Annotated in this window: 12 protein-coding genes; 10 read left to right on the top strand and 2 right to left on the bottom strand. The window is 39.9% G+C overall.

Annotated features, from left to right (window positions below; translation table 11 throughout):
* Positions 1 to 4: 4 nt before the first annotated feature.
* The gene (locus ABE41_RS16485) at positions 5 to 880 is read right to left on the bottom strand and encodes a sulfite exporter TauE/SafE family protein (RefSeq protein ID WP_066292664.1); all 876 of its coding nucleotides are present in this window, start codon (positions 878 to 880) and stop codon (positions 5 to 7) included.
* Positions 881 to 1,137: 257 nt separating this feature from the next.
* On the opposite strand from ABE41_RS16485, the gene uvrB reads away from it, so the two are divergent.
* The 5 genes from uvrB to ABE41_RS16465 all read left to right on the top strand — a co-directional run bounded on the left by uvrB (position 1,138) and on the right by ABE41_RS16465 (position 7,075).
* Positions 1,138 to 3,114, top strand: coding sequence for an excinuclease ABC subunit UvrB (gene uvrB, locus ABE41_RS16480; RefSeq protein WP_066294923.1), 1,977 nt, complete (start codon positions 1,138 to 1,140; stop codon positions 3,112 to 3,114).
* 6 nt (positions 3,115 to 3,120) lie between these two features.
* Positions 3,121 to 5,994, top strand: coding sequence for an excinuclease ABC subunit UvrA (gene uvrA, locus ABE41_RS16475; protein WP_066292662.1), 2,874 nt, complete (start codon positions 3,121 to 3,123; stop codon positions 5,992 to 5,994).
* Between the two features lie 124 nt (positions 5,995 to 6,118).
* A complete protein-coding gene (locus ABE41_RS16470) occupies positions 6,119 to 6,310 on the top strand; it encodes an SRPBCC family protein (RefSeq protein WP_066292661.1) in 192 nt (63 codons plus the stop codon).
* Positions 6,311 to 6,316: 6 nt separating this feature from the next.
* On the top strand, positions 6,317 to 6,562 hold the full coding sequence (locus ABE41_RS21565) for an SRPBCC domain-containing protein (protein ID WP_083207969.1): 246 nt from the start codon (positions 6,317 to 6,319) through the stop codon (positions 6,560 to 6,562).
* Positions 6,563 to 6,634: 72 nt separating this feature from the next.
* Positions 6,635 to 7,075, top strand: a complete 441-nt coding sequence (locus ABE41_RS16465; RefSeq protein ID WP_066292660.1) for an NUDIX hydrolase — start codon at positions 6,635 to 6,637, stop codon at positions 7,073 to 7,075.
* Between the two features lie 66 nt (positions 7,076 to 7,141).
* On the opposite strand, the gene ABE41_RS16460 is transcribed toward ABE41_RS16465, so the two are convergent.
* Positions 7,142 to 7,345 carry a hypothetical protein gene (locus tag ABE41_RS16460; RefSeq protein WP_066292657.1) on the bottom strand — a complete coding sequence of 68 codons (204 nt, stop codon included), beginning with the start codon at positions 7,343 to 7,345 and terminating at the stop codon, positions 7,142 to 7,144.
* A gap of 484 nt (positions 7,346 to 7,829) precedes the next feature.
* Between ABE41_RS16460 and ABE41_RS16450 the strand changes: the two genes are divergently transcribed.
* From ABE41_RS16450 to ABE41_RS16430, 5 genes are all read left to right on the top strand, one after another.
* Positions 7,830 to 8,132 (top strand): magnetosome magnetite crystal formation protein family, encoded by a 303-nt coding sequence (locus ABE41_RS16450; protein ID WP_066292654.1) that lies wholly within the window; start codon positions 7,830 to 7,832, stop codon positions 8,130 to 8,132.
* Between the two features lie 85 nt (positions 8,133 to 8,217).
* Entirely contained in the window at positions 8,218 to 9,297 is a 1,080-nt protein-coding gene (locus tag ABE41_RS16445; RefSeq protein ID WP_066292653.1) for a DUF4097 family beta strand repeat-containing protein, read from the top strand.
* Positions 9,298 to 9,312: 15 nt separating this feature from the next.
* Complete coding sequence (locus ABE41_RS16440; protein WP_066292651.1) at positions 9,313 to 9,504, top strand: PspC domain-containing protein; 192 nt, start codon at positions 9,313 to 9,315, stop codon at positions 9,502 to 9,504.
* Positions 9,505 to 9,879 (top strand): phage holin family protein, encoded by a 375-nt coding sequence (locus tag ABE41_RS16435; RefSeq protein ID WP_066292648.1) that lies wholly within the window; start codon positions 9,505 to 9,507, stop codon positions 9,877 to 9,879. It begins immediately after the preceding gene.
* A gap of 213 nt (positions 9,880 to 10,092) precedes the next feature.
* Positions 10,093 to 12,507, top strand: coding sequence for an immune inhibitor A domain-containing protein (locus tag ABE41_RS16430; protein ID WP_083207842.1), 2,415 nt, complete (start codon positions 10,093 to 10,095; stop codon positions 12,505 to 12,507).
* Positions 12,508 to 12,805: the final 298 nt, after the last annotated feature.

Below are 12,805 nucleotides of genomic sequence, written 5' to 3'. Positions count from 1 at the left end.
ACCTTTATGAGGTAGACGTCTTTCTTTTTGTATGCGAGATCGTTTCTCTTAAGAAGAGGATTAGTAATGTTAAGACGTAGATCGTGATTACTCCTAGACCAGCTTTATCAAAATTGAAAAGCTTCAATATAACAGAGGTTAAAATCGTGATGTATAGAGCTCCTAAATATTTTTGAATTTGTTCGTTCGAATAAATGGTCGTTAGTTTAGCGCCAAGCTGTGTGCCGACTAAAGCCCCCAGGATTAAGAGAATGCCAAGTTTGTAGTCGAGCTGAATGGATGCTGCGTACGTTAAGAAACCAGCCGTTACGATTAAGAAAACACTGACCAAACTTGTTCCGACTGCTTTTCTGGAGGGGAAGTTCATCATTGAGATCAGCAAGGGCACCATTACAAAGCCTCCGCCAACACCAAGGGTCGCAGAAATAAAACCTCCGGTAAATCCAATGAAAACGACTTTCACCAAAGAAAAAGAAATTTGCCTTTGGCCTGATTCAGTACTTTTGTTGTGTTTTGATTGTTTATAAAGCAGGGAAAGTGCAAAGTATGCAAGAAGCAAAATATAGAAAACCGGGATGATTGTATCGTCATAACCCATTCTCTCAAGCCATACTACAAGCGGATGAGCCACTTGAGTCGCTAGTACACCAACAAAACCGATGACAGCAGCAGTTTTCCAGATAATATTCTTATACCGCAAGTGAGCAGCAACGCCTGACACGCTCGTCCCGATCGAATACATCAAACTCGTCCCAATCGCAGAGAGTGGAGGAATCCCAAACAAAATAAGTACCGGCGTCAGAATAAAGCCTCCGCCAATGCCGAAAAATCCTGAGAATATACCAATGCACAATCCAAGTAATATATAGAAAAATTCCAATTAAAAGCATCTCCTTTTGGGGACACACCTGCTACAATTTCCCCGAAACCGTTGATACAGCTAGCGGGAAATGGGGTCTGACCCCAAACAATTTATTTCCCAACCAGCGCCTGCCTTTAAGTATACCACTATGAATTCCTTCCAGAAACTTCTGCGAATATTTGTTCGTAATTATTAGGTTTTTGGATCGGTGCTGTGCTATAATTTGAGTAACCAGAAATTAGGAACGGAGGTTCGGTTTTGTGAGTCAAAGTCAAATGTTTGAAATCAAATCTGATTATCAGCCACAAGGGGATCAGCCCGCAGCGATCAAACACCTTGTGAACAATATTAATGCAGGAAAGAAAAGCATGACATTGCTTGGTGCGACCGGAACAGGGAAGACGTTTACCGTATCGAATGTCATTCAGGAAGTGAACAAACCGACTCTTGTCATTGCTCATAACAAAACATTAGCCGGCCAGCTTTATAGTGAGCTGAAGGAGTTTTTTCCGAATAATGCGGTTGAATATTTTGTGTCGTACTACGATTATTATCAGCCTGAAGCCTACATCGCTCATTCAGACACGTACATCGAAAAAGATGCCAGCATCAACGATGAGATCGATAAACTTCGTCACTCCGCAACCTCTTCTCTTTTTGAACGAAAAGACGTTATTATTGTTGCCAGTGTTTCTTGTATCTACGGTCTAGGTTCTCCAGACGAATACCGCGACATGGTAATCTCGCTCAGAGAAGGAATGGAAAGAGACCGTGATCAGCTTTTACGTGATTTGGTAGATATTCAGTACAATCGAAACGATATCAATTTCACTCGTGGTACGTTCCGTGTTCGCGGTGATGTTGTGGAAATCTTCCCGGCTTCACGTGACGAACATTGCTTGCGAGTGGAGTTTTTTGGTGATGAGATCGACAGAATTACAGAAGTAGATGCACTTACAGGTGAAATATTAGGCGAACGTAAACACGTTGCTATTTTCCCGGCATCCCACTTCGTAACCCGTGAAGAAAAGATGAAGCTTGCGATCAAACGGATCGAAGCTGAACTTGAGGACCGGCTTAAAGAGCTTAATGAAGCAGGGAAACTGCTGGAAGCACAGAGACTGGAACAGCGTACCCGCTACGATCTTGAGATGATGGCTGAAATGGGATTCTGTTCGGGAATCGAGAATTATTCTGTTCATTTAACACTTCGTCCTTTAGGATCTACTCCTTATACATTGCTGGACTATTTTCCGGATGATTCTTTAATTGTTATCGACGAGTCGCATGTTACACTTCCGCAGATTCGTGGAATGTTTAATGGAGACCAAGCGAGAAAAAGTGTTCTTGTTGATCATGGTTTCCGTCTGCCTTCAGCAAAAGACAACCGTCCATTAACCTTTGATGAATTTGAAAGATATACGAAGTTTCAGCACATCTATGTATCAGCAACACCAGGACCTTATGAGCTTGAACATGCACCAGACCCTGTTGAGCAGATTATTCGTCCTACAGGTTTGCTTGATCCTACATTAGAAGTGCGTCCGATCAAAGGGCAGATTGACGATTTGCTCGGTGAAATTAACGAAAGAGTTGCTCGGAATGAAAGAGTGCTAGTTACAACGTTAACGAAAAAAATGTCTGAGGATCTGACCGACTATTTCGTAGAGCTCGGAATAAAAGTCCGCTATCTTCACTCAGAAATCAAAACACTTGAGCGGATTCAAATCATACGTGACCTTCGACTTGGAGTTTTTGATGTTCTTGTCGGGATTAACCTTTTAAGAGAAGGACTCGATATTCCTGAAGTATCACTTGTTGCAATTTTAGATGCAGATAAAGAAGGTTTCCTTCGTTCAGAGCGTTCACTTATTCAGACGATTGGACGTGCTGCCCGTAACTCAAACGGACACGTTATCATGTACGGAGATAAAATAACGAAATCCATGCAGATTGCGATCGATGAAACGCAGCGCCGTCGACAGAAGCAGATGGAACATAATGAAAAGCACGGCATAACTCCGACTACGATTAAGAAAGAAGTTCGTGATGTCATTCGTGCTACACAAGCTGCTGAAGATACAGAAACTTATACAGGTGCACAAGCTCCTAAGCAAAAGATGAGCAAGAAAGATCGCGAAGCCTTTATCGAGCGTATGGAAAAAGAGATGAAGGACGCCGCCAAGAACCTTCAGTTCGAGCGTGCAGCAGAGCTTCGTGACCTCATACTTGAGTTAAAAGCGGAAGGATGATAGCAGTTGGCAACCAATCAAAACATTATTGTTAAGGGTGCTAGAGCCCATAATTTAAAGAATATAGATATTACGATCCCGCGTGATAAGCTGGTAGTTTTAACCGGCTTATCTGGTTCGGGGAAATCTTCTCTGGCTTTCGATACGATTTATGCAGAAGGTCAGCGCCGTTACGTTGAATCTCTATCTGCGTATGCCCGTCAGTTCCTCGGACAGATGGACAAGCCGGATGTTGATTCTATAGAAGGTCTATCACCGGCTATCTCGATCGATCAGAAGACAACAAGCCGCAATCCGCGTTCAACGGTTGGAACGGTTACTGAAATCTATGATTACCTTCGTCTATTATTTGCGCGTATCGGACGTCCTGTTTGTCCTGTTCATCATGTAGAGATTACATCTCAAACGATTGAACAAATGGTAGACCGAATTTTAGAATATCCGGAACGAACGAAGCTGCAAATTTTATCACCAGTTGTTTCTGGTCGTAAAGGCGAGCACGTTAAAGCTCTTGAAGACATTAAGAAGCAAGGATATGTCCGCGTTCGTGTAGATGGAGAAATGCGGGAAGTCTCAGAAGAAATCAAACTAGAAAAAAATAAAAAACACTCTATTGAAATCGTTATTGACCGGATCGTAGTTAAAGAGGGAATCGCGACTCGTTTAGCAGACTCTCTTGAAGCTGCTTTAAATCTTGGAGGCGGAAGTGTAGTGGTTGATGTAATGGGAGAAGAAGAACTTTTATTCTCTCAAAATCATGCATGTCCTCATTGCGGTTTTTCTATCGGTGAACTCGAACCACGTCTGTTCTCATTTAACAGTCCGTTCGGAGCTTGTTCATCTTGTGACGGGCTTGGAGTTAAGCTTGAAGTGGATCCTGAACTGGTAATTCCAGATTGGAGCCGCACATTGCGTGAAAATGCAATTGCACCATGGGAACCGATTAGTTCTCAATATTATCCTCAGCTCTTAGAGAGCATCTGTAACCATTTCGGTATTGATATGGATGTGCCAGTAGAAAACCTGCCAAAAGATCAGATGGATAAAATATTAAACGGAAGTAAGGAATATCTTACTTTCCGTTATAAAAATGATTTTGGTCAAATCCGTAAAAATGAGATTCAGTTTGAAGGTGTTCTTGGGAATATTCAGCGCCGTTACAGAGAGACAAGCTCTGATTACATCCGTGAACAGATGGAAGGCTACATGGCACAGAAACCGTGTCCGACATGTAAAGGACACCGTCTGAAAAAAGAAGCACTATCAGTATTAATTAACGGAAGACATATCGGAGAAACAACATCTCTTTCTATTACGGAGGCAAAAGAATTTTTCGATAACCTTGACCTGACAGAAAAAGAGCAAGCCATCGCAAAATTAATTTTACGAGAAATCGTGGATCGCTCAGGTTTCCTAATTAACGTTGGACTCGACTACCTTACGCTCAGCCGTTCAGCGGGTACTTTGTCAGGCGGAGAAGCACAGCGTATTCGTCTTGCTACACAGGTTGGTTCACGTTTAATGGGTGTTCTCTATATTCTGGATGAGCCATCAATCGGTCTTCACCAGCGTGATAACGACAGGCTGATCCGTACACTTGAAGAAATGCGTTCACTTGGAAACACGTTAATCGTAGTTGAACATGATGAAGATACGATGCTTGCGGCGGACTATATCATTGATATTGGTCCTGGTGCAGGTGCTCACGGCGGTGTGATCACATCACAAGGGACACCGCAGGAGATTATGGAAGACCCTGAATCACTTACAGGTCAGTATCTGTCTGGCAAGAAGTTTATACCTCTTCCGAAGAAAAGACGTAAACCAGATGGCCGTTACATCGAGGTGAAGGGTGCGACAGAAAACAACCTGAAAAATGTCTCTGCTAAAATCCCACTAGGATTGTTCACTGGCGTTACAGGTGTTTCTGGCTCTGGGAAAAGTACGCTTGTAAATGAGATTTTGCACAAAGCGCTAGCACAAAAACTTCACCGTGCAAAAGACAAACCAGGTACACACAAGTCGATCAAAGGTCTGGAGCATATCGATAAAGTTATTGATATCGATCAGTCACCGATCGGACGTACACCTCGCTCAAATCCAGCAACTTACACAGGCGTTTTTGACGATATTCGTGATGTGTTTGCATCAACGAATGAAGCGAAAGTGCGTGGATACAAAAAAGGCCGTTTCTCCTTCAACGTAAAAGGAGGTAGGTGTGAAGCTTGCCGCGGAGACGGAATCATTAAAATCGAGATGCACTTTTTACCGGATGTTTATGTACCGTGCGAAGTGTGTCATGGAAAGCGATATAACCGCGAAACACTTGAAGTGAAGTATAAAGGGAAAAACATTGCAGACATTCTTGATATGACCGTTGAGGATTCAGTAGATTTCTTTGCGAATATCCCTAAGATTAAACGCAAGCTTCAAACCATTCTTGATGTAGGACTTGGCTACATCAAACTTGGTCAGTCAGCAACAACATTATCAGGCGGGGAAGCGCAGCGTGTAAAACTGGCTTCGCAGCTGCATAAACGTTCAACAGGGAAAACGATTTATATTCTCGATGAACCTACAACTGGACTTCACGTGGATGATATTTCACGTTTACTCGTTGTACTGCAGCGTCTCGTTGATAACGGGGATTCTGTTCTAGTTATTGAGCATAACCTTGATGTTATCAAACAGTGTGATCACTTGATCGACCTAGGTCCTGAAGGCGGGGACAAGGGAGGCATGATCGTTGGAGCAGGAACACCTGAGGAACTTGCTGAGGTTGAAGAATCCCACACCGGCCGCTATCTTGCACCAATTTTAAAACGTGATAAGAAGCGTATGACAGGTAAAATCAAAGAAAAAGAAAAGTTAGCTAAATAACTCTGAAGAGATTAAATCATAAATATAGATGGTTTGATCTCTTTTTTAATTTTATTTGAAACATTTTTACAGGAGGTGAGTTGTATATTTTTATAGAATTTAGAGGAAAAGGAGGGAGAAAGGTATGCCTTCAATTACACATAAAACATATATTAAAGCTGATCAAGAAGAAGTATTTAACATACTTTCAACTGCAGAGGGTTGGAATTCCTGGTTCACGGATAATACTTCTATACAATTAACGCCTGAAGGAACGGGTGAAATTCGATTAAGATGGACTGAATTCGGCAATAAAAAAGAGAATATTGAAGATTGAGGCAGAATTCTTGAAGCGATTTCAAACAAATCATTTATATTTCAATGGTCTCCGGGAGAAAGGAAAACAACCGTATCCTTTAAACTTGAACCTTATAAAGAAGGAACATTAATAATTCTTGAAGAGGCGGGATATTCAAATTCTGAGAAGGACTTAAATGCCTGTATTGGATGTGCTATTGGTTGGGGAGAAGCAATGATGCTTTTAAAGATATACATAGAACACGGCATTGTGTACAAACAAGACTTATAATTCAAAAAATAGTTTTTTAAAAGTAATTTTTCTTGCAGTAAAGGACACGTTTTATAAAGGAGGTTTGTTTAAATGCAAGGTTATAACGTTATTATGATTTACAGTAGAAGCCTGGATAAATTATTAATGTGTAAAAGATTAAATCATCCCTATAAAGGATTGAGTAATTTAGTTGGGGGAAAAATTGAGGTTGGAGAAACAGGTTTTGAAGCTGCGTATCGAGAACTTTTTGAAGAAACTAGCATTTCAAATGAAGATATTATGCTTCATCATTTAATGGATTTCACATACTATTTGAATCATTGTTATGTTGAAGTTTATGTGGGTAGATTGAAACGAGATGTTATCGTCTCAGGTGATGAACATCCTTTATTTTGGTCTGATTTGAGTGAAGATTTTTTTGATATGTCCCTTTTTGCTGGAGAGGGGAATATTGGTCATATGATAGAACAAGTGAATATGTGCAAACACAGAATCTTCTCTGATGTTGTATTAAACGAAAATTCGCGTTAGTTTAGATGAATCAAAAATCCAATCAAAAAACAGTGCCCCAACTCGTTTGGGAGCACTGTTTCGTTTTCACTTATATTTCTTCTCACTAGACGAAGAATCTTTCGTCCCCTTCTTATCTTTTTCTTCACGTTTTTCTTGTTTCAGATCTTCCATCGGAATAGGGTCTACATTTTTTTCGCTTTCAAATTTATCAAATAAGCTTTCTATATCTGTATCGTATTGTTCAGGATTGTCCATTTTTCTTCTTTGTTTCTTCTTCTCTTCAGACATTAGACATCACTCCTGTTCCTGTTTATATGTATCATTCCCTTTTTTGCTCGAAATTCAAACAATTTCTCCTCAAATCGACAATTTTCATATAAAATAGATGAGTGATTTATTTCCATATCTTAGAAAGAAGTTTGTATACTACATAATTAATTGCTGTAGCAATTAACGAGCCGATCATACCGGCAAGAATTCGATCAGAAACACTTAAATCCCTATCATTTTCGGTCATAACACCGAATATAATGCTAGTGATCATTAGCATGGTTAATACTATAAAAAGTACCTTTAAGGTTTTAATATTTTTCAAATGGAAGACGCTCCCTTTGGGGTTTTTGTCATTATCATACGGAATTTTAGAAGTTATGTCGAATGGGTATAGGGAAAAAGGAAGTTTGTTTCATGAGGTCGAAGTAAAAAAAGGCACATGCCTTTTGCTTGCATTCATGTTCGGTTTTCGTTTTCATTCAGAGCAGGAGGTCATGTTATGAAAGAGGGCACGAAAAAAGCAGTTTCTGCTATATGTTATTTTAGTTTGTTTTTTGCACCGTTTCTTTTTCCGATCGTCGTTTACTTAATTGTAGATGATTCTGAAGTAATGGAGCATGCAAAAAAATCATTTTTATCGCACTTATTGCCAATTGTCGCAGTACCGCTAGGAATTATTATCGTTTTTGAAACACAATATCATTTAGCTGCAATAATAATCAGCGCACTCATTTTTGGTACTTTGACATTAATTGTGACCATCTGGAATATTGTTAAAGGGATAAAGGTTATTCTCTCATAAATCGTACAAGTAATACCGGAAACGTATCAGACACCTTAGAATCAGCCGGCGCCGGTGACGGAATCCAAAAGGGAGGCGTCAATGCATGGAAGAACGGAAAATGATTTTAAACATGTTAAACGAAGGGAAAATTTCAGCGGAAGAGGCTGAAAAATTGCTATATGCCTTAAATGACAAGAAGAAAATGCAAATCAGCTCACTGAGTCCGATCAGTCTAAAAAAGAAAGCTGTGAACGGAGCTACTGCTGTAAAGCTCCCGTCATCCGGCTACAAAGTGGCAAAGTTCTTTGATCGTGTCGTAAAACGGATTAAGACTGTTGATTTTGATTTGAACTTTGGACCATCAGAGCCGGTAAATTATGTTTTTCAAGACAGCCATGTGATGTTTCAGGAGATGGACATTGAAGTCTATAATGGATCAGTTACGATTGTGCCTTGGGATCGAAAGGATGTCCAAGTTGAATGTGATGCCCACGTTTACAAGGTGCCTGAAGGATCTTCTGCAAAAACAAAGTTCAGAAATGAGACGTTCTATGATTGTGACGCAACAAAAATGCGTTTTTATTCTAGGAATAAACATCAAAAAGTGAATGCCGTTATCTCGGTTCCAAGAGATTCATATGATGTAATTAAAATTACGACTTTTAATGGTCCTGTTAAAATCAGTGATTGCCAGGCAAAAACACTAACCGTAAAAACGACAGTTGGAGCAATTGCCGTTAATCATTGTTCGGGAGAAGCAGTCAAAGCAACAGCCGCAAATGGTTCATTAACACTAAAAGAATGTGCGTATAAAGACGTTGAAGCAGACACGATGAATGGTCCGGTCCGGCTTACAGTTGATGCTTCACAGGTGCGTTCTGAAACCATTAATGGATCGATCTACTGCCGTTTTGCCTCACCTGTTGAAGGGTATGCATCTTTTAAGACGGTGACGGGAAAAATAGAAACTGAATTCCCGGAAACACTAGAACTTGATGCGGTGCTGAAAACGATTGTCGGAGGATTTATTTGTGACTTTGATTCTGTAGAAGTTAGAGAAGAGAAAAAGGAAGTCACGCGAAAATTTCTCTCTTTTATCGCGAATAAAGGAACAACATGGCCGCCGTTCAAGCTTGAAGCTGAAGCAAAAACAGGTTCAATTGCGGTGTTAAAAGCCAAATAGAGGTGATGTTATTTTATGAAAAAGCTGAAAAGATCTAATGACGCGAAAATCGCTGGAGTTTGCGGCGGACTCGCTGAATATATGAATGTTGACGCAACTGTTGTACGGCTCGGAACAGTAGCTCTTGCCATTTTTACAGCGGTAATTCCTGTAGGACTTTCCTACATTATCGCAATGGCAGTCATGCCTGAAGAAAGCGACGTATAAATGAAAAGCTGGCTGGCTTCCTTATTAATTAATACGATTGCTTTAATGGTTGTCGCTGGGTATTTCGATGGGTTTCATATCGAAAATATCAGTGCTGCACTATTAGCCAGCGTATTGTTGTCGCTGTTTAATGTTTTCTTAAAACCGATATTAGTACTTTTGACACTGCCAGTCACTATTATTTCTTTAGGATTATTTCTTATCGTAATCAATGCAGCACTCCTTTCACTGACAGCTGAATTAATGGGTGACTCCTTTAATATCGATGGCTTTGGAATGGCGCTCCTTTCAGCCATTATCATATCCTTGCTCAATATGTTCCTGACAAACTTTATCTTGGAACCTTTGAAGAAAAGAAAAAAGAAAAGAAAATAATGATTCGACACCTCTAACTGCAGAGGTGTTTTTATTTTGGGGAAAAAGCAATATTTTTAATATAAAAATGAGCATAAAGAACTAGTACTAAACACACAAATTGTTCTTTTTATAGTACGGAAGTCCAATTTAAAATGATGGATAATATGGTAAATTTTAATAGCAAAACAAATCTGAATATTTATACTATTCAATCAGGAGGGGTAGTTATTTATGGGGAAAAGAAATAAGTCTTGGGGGAAAGTCCTGCTAGCAACTAGTTTGTCGTTTGGACTAGCTTCATCATCCTTGTTTGCAGGGTCAATGGATGTTAAAGCACAAACAGCATTAGATGAAGTATTAAAAGGGAAGCACACACACTCCCATTCTAGTCTTGATCTAGCTATCGTAAACGAGGAGAAATTACTAGAATCGCTTATTAAAAGAGGTGTAATTTCAGAGAACGCTTCTGCAAAACAGAAGGAAACAGCTTTACATAATTACCTTGATTTTAAAGGGAAAGAGAATAAAGCAGTTGGAAATGATCCAATCGCTACAAAAGCGAAAGCTGCAGAAGGAAAAAAACAGCGTGAATTTAATGATTTTAAAGACAGTTTATTAAAAGGTAATGGTAAAAAGAACGGTCATTTAAAAGGAAATCCAGATCCAGTAAAAGAAACATCGTATACAGGTACTAAAAGAGAAGACAAAGTTCTTGTTCTCGCAGTAGAGTATTCTGATTTTGCTCATAACAACATCCAGCCTGACGAAACTGATAACTATTATGAAGATTATCCACTATCACATTATGAAGATATGATATTTGGTGAAGATGGTGTAAAAGGTCCAAATGGAGAAGATTTAGTCTCTATGAAACAATTCTATGAACAGCAGTCTGGAGGTACATATTCCGTACAGGGTAACGCGTATGGATGGCTAAAAGTTCCTGGAACTGCAGCTTTTTATGGAGCGGATGATGTAGAAAGAGGAGGCCATGATAACGTTGCACCAGGTGGATCTAAACAATTAGTTAGAGATACCTTAATAGCTGCAAAAGCAGCTGGAGTACCATTGCAGGACTATGATCAAGAGGATGTTCATGACTTGGATGGCGATGGCAACTTGCGTGAGCCAGACGGACTTGTTGATCACTTAATGATTATCCATTCTGGGATGGGACAAGAAGCAGGTGGTGGTTCACAGGGAGATAACGCAATTTGGTCTCACCGTTCAGCATCATTCTATGATCCAGATGGTCTAGGTCAAGGCCTTCCTGGGTTCTATGATTACACAATGATGCCAGAAGACGGAGCAACTGGAGTTTTTGCTCATGAATACGGGCACGATCTTGGTTATCCGGATGAGTATGACACTGTTTATTCTGGATCTGGTGAGCCAGTAGGATACTGGTCTATAATGTCTGCTGGTTCATGGGCTGGGAAAATTGCAGGGACAGAACCTACAGGTTTCTCACCCTTAGCGAAATCGTATTTCCAGTCTTATTTAGGCGGAAACTGGACATCTACAGTTGAGTTAGACTGGGATGAAGTATCATCTAATGGAGCACAGTTTTTATTAGATCAAAGTAATTCACCAAATGGTCAAAACAATCAAGCTATCAAAGTAAATCTTCCACAAAAGAAAACGTTAATCAATACTCCAAAAACAGGTAGTTACGAATACTTTGGCGGAGTTGGCGATGAAATTGACACTAATATGGTAGCAACTGTTGATCTTACTGGAAAGACGTCGGCTACATTAAACTTTGATTCTTGGTATGAGATTGAAAAAGACTGGGATTATGCATTTGTTCAAGTGTCAACTGACGAAGGTGCAACATGGACTTCTCTAGGAAATTCAAACACTACTTCTAATCCTGTTCCGGGTGCGTATCCAACGATTGCTCCAAACCTCCCTGGGTTTACGGGCAATTCAAATGGATGGACGGCACAAGAGTTTGATCTTTCTGCTTACGCAGGACAAAAAGTGCAACTTAAGTTCCGTTACATTACGGACTGGGGTACAAGTGAAGATGGTTTCTATGTAGATAATGTAAAAGTAACTGCTGATGGAGCTTCCGTATTTGAGGATGGTGCTGAAGGTACGAGCTCATTCATTCAAAAAGGTTTTGATAAATCTGATGGATACCGTTATGGTGATCACTACTATTTACTTGAGTGGAGAAATCATGCTGGAGTAGATATGGGTCTTAAGAACATTAAACGCGGTCAGTCTTTAATGAGCTATGATGGTGGATTAGTAGTTTGGTATGTTGACCCATCTTATACAGAAAACTGGACAGGAGTTCATCCAGGTGATGGTTTCGTAGGAGTAGTGGATGCTCACACAAATACAAATTTACTGTGGGACATGGCTACAGGTGAAAAAGTACAAGCAAGTACTCGTTACCACATTGCTGATGCGGCATTCGGTTTAGACAAAACATCTGGTTTAAACTTAGACTATCCAGGATTACAATCATTAACACTTAAAAGCCAGCCAGCGGTATCCTTATTTAATGACAATCAGTCATTCATGAACAAATATATGCCTGAGGCTGGACGAAACATCGGAAAATACGGACTAAAGGTTCGTGTTAACGGACAAGCAAAAGACAAATCTGTTGGCTCGATCGTAATCTACAAATAATTATTAATACCTCTCGTCGAAAGCGGGAGGTATTTTTATACCCATTTTATTTAAAATATGGTAAAATAAATTCAATCTATTTGAAAGAAAGGAACTTTAGTGACCTGTATGCCAACATCTAATCTGTAATGGACAACAATTGGATCGCTTCTCAGCCGTTAAAAAACCTTACGTTTTTGACCACGGGAGAAGTCTGTCTACATCCCATTACAGAGGAAATACAGCGAACTGCAGTCCGTTAATTCTTTAACTATGCGTTCAAGAACCTCTCTATTTTAGGGAGGTTTTTTTTCGTTCT

Source organism: Fictibacillus arsenicus (assembly GCF_001642935.1).
GTDB lineage: Bacteria > Bacillota > Bacilli > Bacillales > Fictibacillaceae > Fictibacillus > Fictibacillus arsenicus_B.
This window is presented reverse-complemented; position numbering and strand designations above follow the sequence as displayed.

Excerpts from the sequence above, each read along its gene's own strand:
- uvrB (WP_066294923.1), top strand. The coding sequence starts at position 1,138 with ATGTTTGAAATCAAATCTGATTATCAGCCACAAGGGGATCAGCCCGCA.
- ABE41_RS16470 (WP_066292661.1), top strand. The coding sequence starts at position 6,119 with ATGCCTTCAATTACACATAAAACATATATTAAAGCTGATCAAGAAGAA.
- ABE41_RS16465 (WP_066292660.1), top strand. The coding sequence starts at position 6,635 with ATGCAAGGTTATAACGTTATTATGATTTACAGTAGAAGCCTGGATAAA.
- ABE41_RS16460 (WP_066292657.1), bottom strand. The coding sequence starts at position 7,345 with ATGTCTGAAGAGAAGAAGAAACAAAGAAGAAAAATGGACAATCCTGAA.
- ABE41_RS16450 (WP_066292654.1), top strand. The coding sequence starts at position 7,830 with ATGAAAGAGGGCACGAAAAAAGCAGTTTCTGCTATATGTTATTTTAGT.
- ABE41_RS16445 (WP_066292653.1), top strand. The coding sequence starts at position 8,218 with ATGGAAGAACGGAAAATGATTTTAAACATGTTAAACGAAGGGAAAATT.
- ABE41_RS16440 (WP_066292651.1), top strand. The coding sequence starts at position 9,313 with ATGAAAAAGCTGAAAAGATCTAATGACGCGAAAATCGCTGGAGTTTGC.
- ABE41_RS16435 (WP_066292648.1), top strand. The coding sequence starts at position 9,505 with ATGAAAAGCTGGCTGGCTTCCTTATTAATTAATACGATTGCTTTAATG.
- ABE41_RS16430 (WP_083207842.1), top strand. The coding sequence starts at position 10,093 with ATGGGGAAAAGAAATAAGTCTTGGGGGAAAGTCCTGCTAGCAACTAGT.